Source organism: Deltaproteobacteria bacterium, assembly GCA_035063765.1.
Lineage (GTDB): Bacteria > Myxococcota_A > UBA9160 > UBA9160 > PR03 > CAADGG01.
In genome coordinates, this window is the sequence record JAPSFT010000004.1 from 129,511 (window position 1) to 145,003 (window position 15,493).

The window sequence follows — 15,493 nt, forward strand, 5'->3', positions numbered from 1 at the left end:
GTGGTGGGATCGCCCATGTCCTTCAGGAGGCGGCCGAGCGGCCCGGGGAGCTCGAGGGCGCCGCCGCCGGGCGCCGCCGGTGGCGCCAGGCTGCCGTACAGGGGCGAGACGCGCGCGTCGTGCTCGGGCCCGAAGCCGATCCGGAAGTCCGCGCCGAGCGGGCCGGCGACGTGCTCGCGCAGCCACGCGCCGACCGTCCGGCCCGACGCCCGGCGGATCACCTCGCCCACCAGGTAGCCGAAGGCGAGCGCGTGGTAGCCGTGGCGGGTGCCCGGCTCCCACCACGGCTCCTGCGCGGCCGAGCGCGCCCGTCATCGTGTCCCAGTCGAAGATCGCCTCGGGCGGAAGCGGGGCGCGGATCGCGGGCAGGCCGGCCTGGTGCGAGAGCAGCCAGCGCAGCGGGATCGCGTCCTTGCCGTGCGCTGCGAAGGCCGGCCAGGAGCGGGCCACCGGGGCGTCGAGGTCGAGGAGCCCGCGCTCGACGAGCTGGTGGGCACAGAGCCTAGAACCAGCGGCGCAGGAAGAGGCCGGTCTCGAGCCACGAGCGGCCGAAGTCGCGCTCCCCGGCGACGTGCAACTCGAGCGCGACGCGCGGCGCGAGCCGCACGCTCTGCTCGAGGGCGAGCGTGAAGGCGCTGTGAGGGTCGCCGAGGGCGAGGTGCACGGCGCGCGCGCGCAGGTGGGCGCGCCAGCGGTCCCCGGCGCCGCCGAAGAGGAGCCCGAGGCTCGCGCCCGGCCCGATCGCGAAGGCCGGCGACAGGTGCGGCGAGCTCTCGGCTTGCGCTTCGGCGAAGGCGTAGGCGAGCGCGCGCTCGCCGAGCGGCGCGGCGAGCCCGGCCCCGCCCGCGAGGTCCCAGAACCAGGCGTCGCCCTGGCCCCCGCCCGAGCGCGGCACGAGGCGGCTCGTGAGCCCCGTGCGCACGCGCCAGGAGACCGGGCGGAACAGGCCGTCGCGCGGCGCGAGCGAGACGATCTCGAGCAGGGTCAGCGCGTGCAGATCGAGGTCGCCGTGGGCGGGGTGGTAGCGCAGCGCGACGTCGAGGAAGTCGATCTCGGCGCCGGGCAGGTAGCCGCCCGGCGGATCGAGGAGGTCGTGGAAGGCGGGGCGCGCGCGCAGCTCCACGAAGGCGCGCTCGCCCCGCACGCCGGCGCCGACCCGGACGCGCGCGGGCGGATGGCCGGCGTCGGGCGACACCCGCGGGCGTCGCGCGCCCGGGACCGGGTCGCCGCGCACGCCGGTCGCGCGGCGCGCGCGCAGGAGGGCGAGCGAGCGCGGGCCGTCGGCGGCGGCCGTCTCGGCCCGCGCATCGAGACGGAGCAGGTCGTAGGCGAGCAGCAGGAGCGAGGCGCGCTCGTCCGCGGGGAGCGCGGCGACCGCGGGGTCGCCGGGGGGGCGCGCTCCCGAGGCCAGCTCGCGCGCGAGCCGGCGCGCGCCGGATGGCAACGCGCGGGCGCGCGCGGCGATGCGGGTCGCGGCCGAGGGCCGCCAGGTCGGCTCCGCGGTGAGGCCCGTCTCGGCCAGCACCGCGCGCACCGTATCGGCGGGGATCGCCCAGCCGTGGAAGCGGTCGCGCAGGGCGAGCCCCGGGCGGGCCACCTCGAGCAGGCCGAGCAGCTGGTAGGAGCAGTTCTCGTCGAAGAAGAAGTAGTCGAAGCGGACCTGGCGCAGCTCGAAGACGTAGAGCAGCAGGCGCTCGATCTCGCCGGGGGTGAGCGCGAGCCGGTACTCCCAGATGTCGCGGCGCTCCCAGTCGCCGTACTGCTGGACCTTCGCGTAGTAGGGCCAGAGCGAGAAGGTCCCCGGGTAGAGGCCGGTCAGGCCCTTCACCGCGAAGAGGGCGCCCCCGTCGTCGCCGGTGTCGGCTGCGAAGTTGACCGCGTAGGCGAGGAGGTCGCGGCGGTCCTCGTGGGCGTCGGGCGGAGCACGGTCGAGACGCAGGAGCGTGTGGCCGAACATCGAGGCCGGGTTGTTCATGTAGGCCTCGGGAAAGATCAGCGAGACGCCGGCCACCGGCCCGAGGTCGGCGCGCCAGGCGTCGAGGGCCGGGCAGGGGACGCGCGGGATCGCGTCGCCGGCCGTCTCGAGTGCCGCCGCGAGCCAGGCGAAGCGCGCGGGGAAGGCGCACTGCGGGTGCAGGCCGAGGCGCACGCGCGTCTCCGGCGGCGTGCGGAAGGCGGCGAGCGTGGCGACGAGCTCCGCCTCGGGGTCGTGCTTGCCGTTCGCGGCCAGGAAGAAGTCCGGCTGGTCCGCGAGGCTCTCCCAGCCGTGCCCTGCGACCCCGCGGCGCCAGTGCCCGAGCGCGATCCACTCCGCCGACTGCGCCAGCCCGGAGATCGCGCGAGCGGGGCCGCCGACGGCATCGCCTGCGTGGCGGGATGCGCCGCCGGGCGGTGCTCCCGCACACGCGAGCAGCGCGATCAGCGTCCCCGGGATCGCGGAGAGGGCCGGGGCCGCCGGGCGGCGGCCCCGGCCGCGGCGGTCAGCCGCGCGCGTAGTGCGCGAGGCGGGCGTCCCCGGCGAGCGCCCGGTCGATCCCCGCGAGCACGTCGCCGGCGGTCACCGTCGCGCTCGGGAAGATCGCGTCGAAGCGGGCATGGAGCGCCGCCGCGAAGGCCTCCCGGTCGGCGTCGGCGACGCCGTAGAGGTGCGTGAGCATGGTGAGCGTCTCGCCCTCGCCGATGGCGATCTCGCGCGCGAGCCGGTCGACGTTCACCGCGGCGAAGACGTTCAGCCGCTGCTCCGCCTTGATCACGCTGCCCGGCTCGCAGCCGAGCGTGCCCGAGGTGATCCCGAAGGTCTGGTTGCCGAGCGTGCCGTTGGTGGTCGCGGCCAGCACCTTCGCCGGGACGCTGCTCTGTCCCTCCCAGATCTGCGAGCCGAGCCCGCAGCCCGTGTCGCCGTCGGCACCGGCCGATCCCGCGAGCAGCAGCGCGACGCCGAACACGCCGATCACGAGGCCTTGCAAGGTCCTGCCATGGATGCGCATCGTCGAACCCCCTCTGCGCCCGGAACTGGGCGCACCCCTCCGGTACCGCGCGCGGCGCGCGCGGTCAACGGGCGCACGCCCGCCGCGGCGGGCACGCGCTCAGGGGTCGGTGTCCTCGGGGCGGGAAGGGGTCGGGTTCTCGAGGCGGAGCGCCTCCCAGCTCCAGATCAGGGAATCGAAGCGCGCGCGCCGCTCCTCGGGCGAGACCGTGGCGGGCTCTCCGTCCGGGCCGAGGAGCTCGAGGCGTCCCCCCTCGAGGTCGTAGAGCACCGCGCTCGCGAGCGAGCGGAGGCCGATCAGCCGCGGCCGGTCGAGGCTCGAGCCGAAGCCGAAGAGGAGCCGCTCCGGATCGGGCACGAAGCGTGCCGGCGGCCGGGCCGCGGGGTCGGCGAGCTGGCGCCAGAGCAGGCCGCGGACGTCCGCGAGCCCGAGCGGCTCGGGCCATTCGCCCCCGAGTCCCCACACGATGAAGGGGACGCGCGCCTGGGCGTCGTGCAGCGAGCGCCCGTGCCCGAGGTAGCCGTCGTCGTCGTAGATCGACTGGCCGTGGTCCCCGGTGACCAGGATCACGCCATCCCTCCCGCGCCGCTCCCACCAGGCGGTCACGAGCTGCTCGACCGCGCGATCCACGTTCGCAGCCGCGTCGAGATAGGTCTCCCAGACGCGCTCGGCGCGATCCGCGCGGATCTCCATCTGCTCGAGCGGATCGATCTCGAAGATCCGGTCGAGCTCGCGGTGGTGATAGGGGAAGTGGGTGTCGACGACGTTCACGTAGAGGAAGAGCGGCTGCGCGGGAGCGTCCGCGTCGAGGAAGCTTCGCACCCGAGCGAGCAGCGTCTTCCAGGAGACCTGGAGCCCTACGGGGCTCGTGGAGCGCGAGGTGCGCCGGTCCTGGTCCTGTCGGGCGTCGTAGAAGCGATCCGCGCGCTCGAGGCCGAGCACGGCCTCGCTGTTGCCGTAGAGCTCGTTCTGGCCCGAGAAGTACGCGACGAAGTAGCCCGCGTCCGCGAAGTCGTCGATCAGGGTGGGTTGGCCCGCCCGGGTGACGAGGCGCCCCGAGAAGAGCTGCGCGCGCGAGGCGGCTGTGGCAGGGGTGTGGGCGTAGGCGTGCTCGCTGTGGGCGCCTTCGCGCGCGAGCCGGTTCAGGAAGGGCGTCACCTCGCGGCCCTGGAAGCGCCGCCCGAGCAGGTCGCCGCGGAAGCTCTCGAGGAACACCAGGAGGACGTCGCGCCGGGAGCCGTTCCGAGTCGTCGCGAGCGGGACCGGGTGCGGCGCCTCGAAGCCGGCCGGGTGGTCGCCGCCCATCCCGTTCTCGTCGATGCCATTGCCCGGCAGGTCCAGCGCCAGGGGCGAGATCGAGGCGTCGAAGGGGTCCGGGTCGCGCAGGCTCGAGAAGCTGCCGAAGCCGTCGCGATCCCAGTCGGTGAGCCGGTTGCCGAGGCTCGCGAGCGCCATCCCGCTGGGCTTGGCCCGGAGGCCGAACTGGACCCGCTCCGCGGGCGCGCCGGGGACCTGGAGCGCGAGGAGCCCGGCCAGGCCACAGAGCAGGAAGCCCCCCCACAGGCGCTTCGGCCGGGGTGGCGTGAAGACCTCGCGGCGAACGTGTCGCTCCAGTCGCGGTGCCACGGCGATCAGGGCCGGCACGACGAGGACCAGCGCGAGAAGCGGGGCGCTCGCTGGCGGCAGGTAGGAGACCGCCTCCGCAAGCGCACTCGGGAGATCGGGACCCGCCAGCGCCCACAGCGAGCCGAAGCCGGCGAGGTTGCCGAGCACGTGGTGGAGCTGGTAGCGGACGAAGTCGGCGAGCAGCGGCACTGCCAGGGCGGCGAGAGCGCTCGCGACGAAGGTCTGGATCGGGCGCAGCCGGAGCAGGCCGCACGCGGGGACGAGAACCGCCCAGACCCCCAGGATCATCCAGGCGTCCTGGGCGAGCGAGCCCACGACGAAGCTCGCGACGAGGGGCAGGCGGCGGATGTAGACCCCGTTGAAGCCGCCGCTGAAGTAGGAGGCGCCGAGCTGGAGGAGCACGGCATCGACGGCGCCCACCACGAGCAGGCAGGCCACGAAGAGGAGCCGCCACGCCCGGCCCGAACCGCCGCGCTGGCGGGAGACCTTCACCGGGTGCAGGCCGTGCGATGGCGCTCCCAGGCCGAGGCCAGCCACTCCCGCGCACGCTGCTCTGCCGCTTCGCGCTCGCCCTTCCCGACCTCTCCGTAGACCAGGAAGAGCCACATCGGGCGGCGCCCCAGCAGGACCTGCTTGGGGCCCGCGAGGAGCTGGGCGAGATAGGGGTTGCCGACGGCCTGCGAGTCGTAGACCAGGAGATAGGCCACCACCGTGGTGCGGGAGCCCTGCGGCTCGTAGAAGGCGCGGTGCACGGGGAGCCGCACGCCGTCGATCGTCACCTCTTCGAGGCTTCGCGAGCTGTGGCGGTGGTCGACGACCCGCGCCTCGGGCCAGTGGTACACGGCCTTGGGGTCGAAGGAGCGGACGATCACGTAGCGCAGGCGTTGGTCCTGGTCCCCACCGTCGAGCGCGCCCGCGCTCCAGTTCCCCGCGCCCCAGTAGTTGTCGAGATGGACCCGTTCCTCGGCCGAAAGGAGCGGCGCGTGAGCGGCGTCCGGCGGTGCCAGCAGCGCCGGGGAATTCGCGCAGTCGTCCACGTCGAATCGTCCGAGCGAGTGGAGCAGGGTGGGGATCGCAGCGAGCACGATCAACGCCACGATGTGTGGGACGTAGCGGGTCGATGCCTCGATCACGCGCGGGCTCTCCGGGGGCGACGCTCGGCGAAGAGGAAGAGGATCGCCAGGGTCAGCACGAAGGAGACGTATCCCGACATCACGTGGAGGGGCGTGTCGAGCAGGTCGTAGCCGTACCACTCGGCCATGATCGCAAGTGCGACGATGCGCATCACGTTGCAGAGCAGCGCCAGCGGGAAGGCTGCCAGCAGGATCACCACCCGGCGCCGCGGCGATCGGGTCATGTACGCGAGGACCAGCGCGATCGTGACGGCGGCGTAGAGCGCGCTGAAGCCGCTGCACTCCTCGGCCACCAGGAGGGTGCCGCCCGGAAGATGCATCACCGTGCCGTCCACGAAGACCGAGAAGCCGAGCGCCTGGAGCACCCAATCGGTGCCGCTCGCGGTGAGATGCCGCAGGACGAGATGGAGGCGCTCCAGGAAGGCCGCCGGGATCGGCAGGCTCAGGAACGACACGGCGAAGGGGAACGCGAGGGCGCGCGTGCGCTGCGGGCCGAGCAGGAGCAGGGAGAAGCCCGGCAGGGCGACGAGCAGCGCGAAGGCCGACAGGAGCTCGGTGTGGATGGCGCTGTCGATGGCGAGCAGCGCCAGCGCCGGGACCAGGAACGCGAACCCCCACGCCGAAGGCTCCTCGCGGGTCACCCCGCGGCGCCGCAGGGCGTCGGCTCCGACGAACGCGAGGATGACGGGCATCAGCAGGCCGTGGCCGTTGTACCAGATGTTTCGCGTCCACTTCTCCCAGAGGAACGCGAGGGTCGGCGCGGCGAGCACCAGGAACGCGGCGATCCACACCGCATGCACGAGCTGCGGGCTGCGTACGCGTCCTGCGACCTGCGAGGTGGCCAGTCGAGCCTCCCGGGCGAGCCCAGGAGGGTAACAGAGGGCTCGGCCCCGGCGGGTCACGTCCCCGGCGCCCGGCGCGGTCCCGCTCGAGGCGTGGGGGGCAGCTCCGGCGGCAAGTCGCCGCTGCGGCAGTCCTTCGGCCCGAAGAGGTCGCGAAGCCGCACGCGCCGCAAGGGGCCGCCACCGTGCCCGGCCTGGAGCGCGGCGAGGCGCGCCTCCACCGGGCCGAGCTCCCAGCACGCGTCGGCGGGCAGCCCCTCGACCGGCGGGCCGGCCTCGTTGAGCGGGCACACGTCGCGCCGCTCGACCGGGCCGTCCGGAGCCTCGTCGTCGAGCCAGCGCAGGGGGAGCCCCTGCGTGCGGCAGACGTAGGGCCGATGCGCGTAGATCCGGCACGCCCCTCCGGCGTCGAGGAAGGCGCAGGCCCCGGGCGGGTGGGGCGCCTCGCGCAGGACCTCCGGCGCCCGCACCCGGATCCGCTCCGCTTCGACCTCGAAGACCGTCAGGTCGTCGGCGCAGCAGCCCGCGCAGCCGCGCCGGCAGTGCAGGCGCGCGGCGTGGCGTGCGTGCAACGCGCCTGCCCGCGCGTCCACCTCCGCGTGGAGGCGCTCGACCGCAGCGAGCGCCTCACCCGTCAGTCGAGCGCCCCCTCCGAGCCGGGGGCCAGGCAGATCGTCTGCGGCTCGAGATAGGCGCGCAGGCCCTCGGGGCCGAGCTCGCGGCCGAGGCCCGAGCTCTTGAAGCCGCCGAAGGGGCCCGACATCGCCATCATGAAGTAGTTCACGTTGTTGGTACCGGTGCGCATGCGCCGGGCGAGCTCGAGGCCGTGCTTCGGGTCGGCCGTCCAGACCGAGCCCGAGAGCCCGTAGTCCGAGTCGTTCGCGATCCGGAGCGCCTCCTCCTCGCCTTCGTAGGGGATCACGGCGAGCACCGGGCCGAAGATCTCCTCGCGCGCGATCGTCATCGCGTTGTCGACGTCGGCGAACAGGGTGGGCTCGACGAACCAGCCGCCCGCGAGGCCCGGCGGCCGCCCGCCGCCCGCGACGAGCCGCGCGCCCTCGGCGCGACCCTTGCCGATGTAGCCCTCGACGCGCTCGCGCTGGCGCTCGGCGACGAGCGGCCCGATCGCGGTCTGCGGGTCCAGGGGGTCGCCGACGCGCAGCCCCGCCACGGCGGCGGCCAGGGCGTCCACGCACTCGGCGTAGCGGCTGCGCGGAACGAGGATGCGGGTCTGGGCGACGCAGGCCTGGCCGTTGTTCAGGGTGCCCGCACCGACCACGCCCGGTACGGCGGCCGCGAGGTCCACGTCCTCGCACAGGATCGCCGCCGACTTGCCGCCGAGCTCGAGCGTGACGCGCCGCAGCCGCTCGCCGCACAGGGCGGCGATGCGCCGGCCGGCCGCGGTGCTGCCGGTGAAGGCCACCTTGTCGATCCCGGGGTGCGTCACCAGGTACTCGCCCACCTCGCGGCCCGCGGGCAGCAGGCTCACGACGCCCTCCGGCACGCCGGCCTCGTCGAGGGCCTCGGCGAGCAGATAGGCGTCGAGGGGCGTCTCGGGTGCCGGCTTCACCACCACCACGGCGCCGGCGGCGAGCGCGGGGGCGAGCTTCAGCATGATCGTGAAGAGCGGCACGTTCCAGGGCACGATCGCGGCCGCGACGCCGACCGGCGCCTGGCGTACCAGCGCGCTGCCGATCAGGACCTCGCGGCGCTCCTCGAAGGGGAAGCTCCGGGCCAGCTTCGCGAAGTAGTCGAGCACCAGGTTCGTCGCGAACACCTGGCCCGCGTGCGAGAACGAGATCGGGCTGCCCATCTCGCGCGTGATGGTCTCCGCGATCTGCGCGCCGCGCTTCTGGAGCGCAGCCAGGAGGCGGTCCATCACGTCGGCGCGCTCGGCGCCCGTCGTGCGCGGCCAGGGGCCCTCGTCGAAGGCCCTGCGCGCGAGCGCCACCGCGCGGTCCACGTCCGCCGGGCGCGCCTCCGGCACGCGGCCCACGACGGCGCCGTCGAAGGGCGAGCGCACCTCGATGGTGCCGGCGCCCGAGGGCTTCTCGTAGCGGCCGCCGAGATACAAGCCGTCGTGGACGATCATGGTTCCTCCGAGTTCAGCAGGGACCTGTGAGCTTCGCCCGGCGGCGCCTCGCCGGGAGTCGGCTCCCCCTGCATGCCGGCGGTGGCCAGCGCGAGACGCGCGAGGGGAGCCTTGGGTGTGCGATCCATGCGCAGGAGGCCGTTGCGCTCCTGATAGGTATCGGTGAGCTGCGTATAGCAGAAGCCCGAAAGGGCCTCACTGCGTGCGAGCGCGGCGCAGAGCGCGCCGTAGCGGCGAACGAGCTCCTCGGGGTCGCGCGCCGTCGAGTAGCCCCAGGCGCTCGGGTCGTCCGTGAGACCGACCCCGCCGAACTCCGAGACGAGGACGGGCCGTTTCGCACGCTCGCCGGGCTCGAGGAGGAGCCGCCGGCGCACGGCCGGGCCGGTCACCGGCGCGAAGCCGCGCAGGTGCGCCGCGATCGCCTCGTCGCCGCCCCAGCGCGTGGCGAGCACGGCGGGATCCTGCTCGTAGTCGTGTACGCAGACGAGGTCGCCGCCCACGATCTCCCAGCCGTCGTTGCCGGCGACCGGGCGGCCGGGATCGAGCGCGCGGGCGGTCTCGACGAGCGCGCGCAGGTAGGCGCGCTGCGCCGGATCGCCGGTGAGCGCCGGCACGCCCCAGGACTCGTTCACCGGCACCCAGCCCGCCACGCAGGGATGCCCGCGCTGCGCGCGCACGAGCTCGCCCCACTCGGCGAGGCCGCGCCGCACGGCGGTGGCGTCGAAGCGCTGGGCGGCCGGCAGCTCCGGGAAGACCAGCAGCCCGAGCCGGTCGGCCCAGGCGAGCCAGCGCGGGTCCTCGCTCTTCTGGTGCTTGCGCACGCCGTGGAAGCCGAGCTGCTTCGCGAGCTCGACGTCGCGGCGCAGGGCGGCGGCGCCGGGCGGCGTCGCACCGGTCTCGGGCCAGTAGCCCTGGTCGAGCACGAGGCGCAGGAAGAGCGGGCGGCCGTTCCAGGTGAAGCGCCCCTCCTCGCAGGCAACCTGCCGCATCGCGGTGTAGGAGGTCACACGGTCGAGGGGGCGCCCCCCGGCGTCGAGCAGGGTCAGCTCGGCGTCGAGCAGGCGCGGCCAGGCCGGGCTCCAGGCCAGCTCGTTGCGCTCGTCGGCGCCGTCCGGGAGCGCGAATCCGCGCGCGAGGCGCCCGCCCTCGAGCCGGCAGACGTCGTCCACGAGCACGCGGCCGGCGGCGGCGAGGCGCACGCGGAGGCGCAGCTCGACGCCGGGCGGGGCGCTTGCCTCTGCATCGAGCCCGATCGCGAAGCGCTTCCAGTCGGCGCGCCAGTCGAGCGCCGCCAGGTGCGCGGCGGGCAGCCGCTCCGCCCACACCGTGCGCCAGATCCCGGAGGTGCGCGGATACCAGATCGCGTGGGGCACCGCGCGCCAGGTCTGCTTGCCGCGCGGCTTCGCGAGGTCGTGCGGGTCGTCGTAGGCGCGCACCACGAGCTCCGCCGTCCCACCCCGAGGCAGCGCCTCGGCGGCATCGACGCAGAAGGGCGTGTAGCCGCCCTCGTGGCGCCCGGCGAGGCGTCCGTCGATCCAGACCGTCGCCTCGTGGTCGACGGCGCCGAAGTGCACGAGCCAGCGCTCGCCCGGCGCGAGCGGGGGCACCTCGATCCGCCGGCGATACCAGAAGGCCAGCGCCTCGCCTTCGAAGGCGACGCCGCTGGCCGGCGTCTCGGGCGCGAAGGGCACCCGGATCCGTGCGTCCCAGGCAACCTCCTCGGGCCGACACCACCGGGCGTCGCGATCCAGCGCGAAGTCCCAGATCCCGTCGAGCGGGAGCCAACCCTCGCGCTGGAGCAGCGGGCGCGGGTGCTCCTCGCTCAACGACCGCCGCCGCCCGGGCACGCGACGCCCGTTCCGCCGAGCCCGCAGTAGCCATCGGGATGTCGGTCCAGGTACTGCTGGTGATAGGGCTCGGCGAAGTAGAAGGCGGGGGCGTCGGCGATCTCGGTCGTGATCGCGCCGTGGCCTGCCTGGGAGAGGGCCTTCTGGTAGGTCTCGCGCGAGGCGAGGGCGGCCGCGCGCTGCGCGGAGGTCGTCGTGTGGATCACGGAGCGATACTGGGTGCCGACGTCGTTGCCCTGCCGCATGCCCTGGGTGGGGTCGTGGCTCTCCCAGAAGACCCGCAGCAGCTCCTCGTACGCGATCCGCCGGGGATCGAAGACCACGAGCACGACCTCCGCGTGACCGGTCCGCCCGCTGCACACCTCCTCGTAGGTCGGGTTCGGCGTGAGGCCGCCCGCGTAGCCGGCCGCCGTCGTGTACACCCCCGGCGCCTGCCAGAACTTCCGCTCGGCGCCCCAGAAGCAGCCGAGCCCGAAGACGGCCCGCTCGAGGCCCGCGGGGTAGGGCGGCGCGAGCGGGGTCCCGAGCACGTGGTGCCGCTCGGGCACCGGCATGGGATCGGCGCGCCCCGGGAGCGCCTCCTCGGGGTGCGGGACGCGAAGCTTTCGATCGAGGGAACCCATGGTTGGACCTTCCTGGCTCAGGTCGAGCGGGAGGTGTGGAGGGGCCGCCCGAGACGACGCGCGGCGCAGACTACCATGGCGAGGGTGCTTCGCTCCGCTGGCTCGGGGACGGCCTTGCACGACCACCACATCCATCTTTTCGCCGCCGCGGCGGCGCTCGCGTCGGCGCGGTGCGGGCCGCCCGAGGTGTGCGACGCCGCCGGGCTCGGCGCGGCGCTCGCCGCGCAGACCCCGGACGCAGCGGGCTGGGTCCGGGGGGTCGGCTACCACGAGTCCGTGGCCGGCCCGCTCGATCGCGCCGCGCTCGACCGCCTGCGCGGCGACCGGCCCGTCCGCGTGCAGCATCGCAGCGGGCAGCTCTGGATCGTGAACTCGCGCGCGCTCGCCGCATTGGGCCTCGAGGCCGGAGGCGACGCACCCGGTCTCGAGCGCGACGGCGCGGGCCGGGCCACCGGCCGTCTCTTCCGCGCCGACGCCTGGCTGCGCGCGCGCCTGGGCCCGGCTCCGCCGCCCCCGTTCGGGCCGCTCGGCCGGCGCCTGGCGGCACTCGGCGTCACGGGAGTGACCGACGCCACCCCCGGCAACGGCCCCGCCGAGCTCGCGGCCTTCGCCGCGGCGCAGGCGCGCGGCGAGCTGCCGGCGCGGATCGTGGTGATGGGGACGCTCGCGCTCTCCGAGCTCGCGCCGCCGCCGGGGATCGGGATCGGCCCCGTCAAGATCCATCTCGCGGACCCGGAGCTGCCGGCGCCGGACGAGCTCACGGCACGCATACGCGCCGCCCACGCGTGCGCGCGCCCGGTCGCGATCCACTGCGTCACGCGCGCCGAGCTCGTGCTCGCGCTGGCCGCGCTCGAGGCGGCGGGGGTGCGCGCGGGCGATCGCCTCGAGCACGTGCACGTGGCGCCGCCCGAGTGCGTCGCGTGGATCGCGCGGCTCGGCCTCACGGTGTGCGTGCAGCCGGCGCTCGTCGCCGCCCGCCGGGCCGACTGGGAACGCGAGGCCGATCCCGCCGACCGCCCCTGGCTCGGACCGATCGCGGCCCTGCGCGCCGCCGGCGTGCCGCTGCTCACCGGCAGCGACGCGCCCTACGGCCCCCTCGGTGCCTGCAGCTCCACAGCGGCGGGCGCCGGCGGAGGCCCGCGCGAGCATCGCGAGCCGCCCTGAGGCCGCCGCGCCGGACGCCGGTACGGGCGGCACCGTGACGAGGTATCCTGCGCCGCCGGCCGGCGCGCCCACGCCGTTCCTGGGGGTTTCGTGGACCGACCTGCCGCCGTTCCGTCCTCGCGCCTGCTCGCCTACGGCGGGCCGATGCTCGGGCTCTCCTACCTGCTCTTCTTCGTCCAGTTCTACTTCCTGAACTTCGCGACCGACGTGCTGCTGATCGCGCCCGGTGTGGTCGGCGTGCTCTTCGCGATCGCGAAGCTGTGGAACGCGGTCGCGGACCCCCTGATCGGGAGCTGGAGCGACCGCACGCGCAGCCGGCTCGGCCGGCGCCGGCCCTTCCTGCTCGCGGCCCTGCCGCTGCTCGCGCTCGGCTTCGAGCCGCTGTGGACGCCTCCCGAGGCGCTGGGCGGCCGCGGGCTCCTGGTGTGGGTCTCCGTCGCCCTGCTGCTCTTCTACACCGCCGTCACGGCGTACACGCTGCCCCACGCGGCGCTCGGCGTGGAGCTCTCGGCCGACTCGCACCAGCGCACGCGCCTGTTCGGCGCGCGCCAGATGAGCCTGACGATCGGCATGCTGCTCTCGTTCGGCGCGATCCAGCTCGTGATGAACGCCGGCGACCCGCGGGCGATGGCGGCCTGGATCGCGCTGCCGAGCGCCCTCGCCGCCGTGGCGCTGCTCGCCGTGACGCCCCTCCTGGTGCCCGATCCCGCCCCCGCCGTGGCGCAGCGCGGTGCGGCGAGCCTGGGGGCCGGGCTCCGCAGCGTGTGGGACAACCGACCCGCGCGCGTGCTGCTCTTCGTCTACTTCGTCGAGAGCCTCGGCGTCGGCGCGGTCGGCGTGATGGCGCCCTACGTCTCGCGCTACCTGGTCGCACGGCCCGACCTGGTCGGCCTGCTGCCCGCGGCCTACGTGCTCTCGGGCGTCGTCGCGATCCCGCTCTGGGTCCGCGTCTCGCGCACCCGGGGCAAGCGCGAGACCTGGCTCGCGACGATGTGGCTCGCGGCGTTCGCCTTCGCCGGCATGTTCTTCTTCGGCGACGAGGTGGCGCCGCTGATGACGCTGCTGGTGGTCGCGGGGGCCGCGATGGGCTCCGGGAGCGTGCTCTCGGCCGCGATCCTCGCCGACCTGATCGAGGAGGACGCCGAGCGCAGCGGCGAGCGCAAGGAGGGCATCTACTCGGCGGCGATGCACTTCGTGATGAAGTTCGGGACGACGCTCGCGACGGCGGCGAGCGGCCTCCTGCTCTCGGCGGTCGGCTTCGTGCCGAACGCCGAGCAGACACCCGCGGGCCTGCTCGGGATCCGCATCCTCTTCGCGGGCCTGCCCTGCGCGGGCTTCCTGGTCGGGGGCGTGCTCTACCGGCGCTCGCTGCGGCGCGGCCCGGGCGTGCCGCGCATGGCGCCGCTGCCCGCGGGTGAGTAGCGTCCGCCGGCGCCCGAAGGAGCGTAGGGACCGATGGAGCGATTCGAGGGACGCGTGGCCGTGGTGACGGGCGCGGCGAGCGGCATCGGCCGGGCGCTCGCGCGCCGGCTCGGCGCCGAGGGCATGCGGGTGGTGCTCGCCGACATCGAGCCGGGAGCGCTCGCCGACGCCGAGCGGGAGCTCGCCGGGCGGGGCGTCGAGACGCTCGCGGTGCGGACCGACGTGTGCGACGAGAGCTCCGTGCGCGCGCTCGCCCAGGCGGCGCTCGCGCGTTTCGGCGCCGTCCACCTGGTGTGCAACAACGCGGGCGTGATGGGCGGCGCCGGCCTCGCCTGGGAGATCCCGGGCGAGGACTGGGACTGGGTCCTCGGCGTCAACCTGCGCGGCGTGATCCACGGGATCCGCAGCTTCGTTCCGATCCTGATCGCGCAGGAGGAAGGGCACGTCCTCAACACCGCCTCGATGGCGGCGTTGGTGAGCGTGCCGCTGGCCTCCCCCTACGTGGCGAGCAAGCACGCCGTCCTGGCGCTCTCCGAGTCGCTCTTCCACGAGCTCGCCGGGCGGGCCCCGCACGTCGGCATCTCGGTCCTCTGCCCCGAGGCCGTGGACACCCGCATCGTGGACGCGGAGCGCAACCGTCCGGCCGCGCTGCGCCCGGCGGCCGGGCTCGACACACCCGAGCGCAAGCTCGTGGACGCGGCCATGCGCAAGGCGCTCGCAGGGGCGACCGCGCCCGAGCGGATCGCAGAGCGCGCCCTCGCGGGCATCCGCGAGCGACGCTTCTACGTGCTGCCCGACAGCGACTCGTGGCGGCGCGCTGCCGACTCGCGCCTCGACGACCTGCGCGCGGCCCGCAATCCGCGCCTGGTGTCGCCGGTCTAGAGGAGCCGGATCCCGTCGCCGACCGCGACCGGCCCCGGGCTGACCACGCGCGCGTAGACGCCGACGTCCTGGTCGAGCTCCTTCACGACGGTGCGCATGAGGCCCGGGTCGCGGGGCAGGTCTGCGAAGGCGTGGGTGATCATGACGCAGCGCGGGCAGCCGACCACCACCTCGAGCTCGGCACCTCCCACCGCGAGGCGCCGGCCGTGCCAGTCCTGCTCGGGGACGCCCTCGACCCCCGGCGGGCTCGCGATCAGCAGGTTCGGGCGGAAGCGCCGCACGTCGACCCGGGAGGCCGGCGCGAGCGCCTGGAGGCGACGCAGACTCGCGTCGGTGAGGAGCAGGAGCGGGTAGGCGTCGAAGTAGGTGCCGAGGGGCGACTCGAACTCGAGGATCTCGCGGGGAAACCTGGCGAGGTCGGGCAGCGGCTCGCCCGGCTCGCGGCCGAAGATCGCGCGCAGCTCGGTGAGGATGTCGGGATGATCGGGCGGGCCGCGCCGGTAGTGCTCGCGGGCGCTCGCCGGGAGCCGCGGCCAGAGCGTGACCGGCGTGCCGATCGCGCCGCTCACGCGCGCGGCGGCGTCGGGCGCGTCGGCGAGCACCACGCTCCCGTCCGGCAGCGTGATCTCGGGCGCCGGCCAGCGCCCGCCGCCGGGCTCCTCGACGCAGCGCGCGCCGAGCTGCATCAGGGCCGGGATCTTCTTGGCGCCCCGGATCCCGCCGCGGCGCTCGTCGCGCACGGCCCAGCCGCGGTCGCCGGGCACGCCGTCCTCGCCGAGCCGGGCGGCGGCGAGCCGCTCGCCGGCCATCGACTTGACGGGATGGCGCCAGATCTCCGCGATCGTTCCCACGCGCGCTGCCATCGAGCCCTCCTG

General features: G+C 75.0%; 13 protein-coding genes. 3 read left to right on the plus strand and 10 right to left on the minus strand.

Features of this window, described 5'->3' with window-relative positions; translation table 11 throughout:
- Nucleotides 1-502: 502 nt before the first annotated feature.
- The 9 genes from OZ948_03125 to msrA all read right to left on the minus strand — a co-directional run bounded on the left by OZ948_03125 (nucleotide 503) and on the right by msrA (nucleotide 11,150).
- On the minus strand, nucleotides 503-2,149 hold the full coding sequence (locus tag OZ948_03125) for a DUF4105 domain-containing protein (GenBank protein ID MEB2343711.1): 1,647 nt from the start codon (nucleotides 2,147-2,149) through the stop codon (nucleotides 503-505).
- A gap of 331 nt (nucleotides 2,150-2,480) precedes the next feature.
- Nucleotides 2,481-2,987, minus strand: a complete 507-nt coding sequence (locus OZ948_03130; GenBank protein ID MEB2343712.1) for a DUF3015 domain-containing protein — start codon at nucleotides 2,985-2,987, stop codon at nucleotides 2,481-2,483.
- A 99-nt stretch (nucleotides 2,988-3,086) separates the two neighbouring features.
- Complete coding sequence (locus OZ948_03135; GenBank protein MEB2343713.1) at nucleotides 3,087-5,150, minus strand: sulfatase-like hydrolase/transferase; 2,064 nt, start codon at nucleotides 5,148-5,150, stop codon at nucleotides 3,087-3,089.
- Nucleotides 5,102-5,746 (minus strand): hypothetical protein, encoded by a 645-nt coding sequence (locus OZ948_03140; protein MEB2343714.1) that lies wholly within the window; start codon nucleotides 5,744-5,746, stop codon nucleotides 5,102-5,104. Before OZ948_03140 ends, OZ948_03135 begins: the two co-directional genes overlap by 49 nt.
- The gene (locus OZ948_03145; protein MEB2343715.1) at nucleotides 5,743-6,537 is read right to left on the minus strand and encodes an exosortase/archaeosortase family protein; all 795 of its coding nucleotides are present in this window, start codon (nucleotides 6,535-6,537) and stop codon (nucleotides 5,743-5,745) included. Before OZ948_03145 ends, OZ948_03140 begins: the two co-directional genes overlap by 4 nt.
- A gap of 107 nt (nucleotides 6,538-6,644) precedes the next feature.
- Nucleotides 6,645-7,160, minus strand: a complete 516-nt coding sequence (locus OZ948_03150; GenBank protein ID MEB2343716.1) for a YkgJ family cysteine cluster protein — start codon at nucleotides 7,158-7,160, stop codon at nucleotides 6,645-6,647.
- Between the two features lie 62 nt (nucleotides 7,161-7,222).
- The gene (locus tag OZ948_03155) at nucleotides 7,223-8,680 is read right to left on the minus strand and encodes an aldehyde dehydrogenase (GenBank protein MEB2343717.1); all 1,458 of its coding nucleotides are present in this window, start codon (nucleotides 8,678-8,680) and stop codon (nucleotides 7,223-7,225) included.
- Entirely contained in the window at nucleotides 8,677-10,506 is a 1,830-nt protein-coding gene (locus OZ948_03160; protein ID MEB2343718.1) for a glycoside hydrolase family 2, read from the minus strand. Before OZ948_03160 ends, OZ948_03155 begins: the two co-directional genes overlap by 4 nt.
- Nucleotides 10,503-11,150: a peptide-methionine (S)-S-oxide reductase MsrA gene (gene msrA / locus OZ948_03165; GenBank protein ID MEB2343719.1), complete on the minus strand. Its 648-nt coding sequence runs from the start codon at nucleotides 11,148-11,150 to the stop codon at nucleotides 10,503-10,505. The genes OZ948_03160 and msrA overlap by 4 nt, the downstream gene beginning before the upstream one ends.
- An 84-nt stretch (nucleotides 11,151-11,234) precedes the next feature.
- Between msrA and OZ948_03170 the strand changes: the two genes are divergently transcribed.
- The 3 genes from OZ948_03170 (at nucleotide 11,235) to OZ948_03180 (ending at nucleotide 14,618) form a co-directional block, all read left to right on the plus strand.
- Complete coding sequence (locus OZ948_03170) at nucleotides 11,235-12,314, plus strand: amidohydrolase family protein (protein MEB2343720.1); 1,080 nt, start codon at nucleotides 11,235-11,237, stop codon at nucleotides 12,312-12,314.
- A gap of 90 nt (nucleotides 12,315-12,404) precedes the next feature.
- Nucleotides 12,405-13,736, plus strand: a complete 1,332-nt coding sequence (locus tag OZ948_03175; protein MEB2343721.1) for an MFS transporter — start codon at nucleotides 12,405-12,407, stop codon at nucleotides 13,734-13,736.
- 33 nt (nucleotides 13,737-13,769) lie between these two features.
- Complete coding sequence (locus OZ948_03180; protein ID MEB2343722.1) at nucleotides 13,770-14,618, plus strand: SDR family NAD(P)-dependent oxidoreductase; 849 nt, start codon at nucleotides 13,770-13,772, stop codon at nucleotides 14,616-14,618.
- Here OZ948_03180 and OZ948_03185 read toward each other — a convergent pair.
- Nucleotides 14,615-15,481 carry an MOSC domain-containing protein gene (locus tag OZ948_03185; protein MEB2343723.1) on the minus strand — a complete coding sequence of 289 codons (867 nt, stop codon included), beginning with the start codon at nucleotides 15,479-15,481 and terminating at the stop codon, nucleotides 14,615-14,617. The genes OZ948_03180 and OZ948_03185 overlap by 4 nt on opposite strands.
- Nucleotides 15,482-15,493 lie beyond the last annotated feature (12 nt).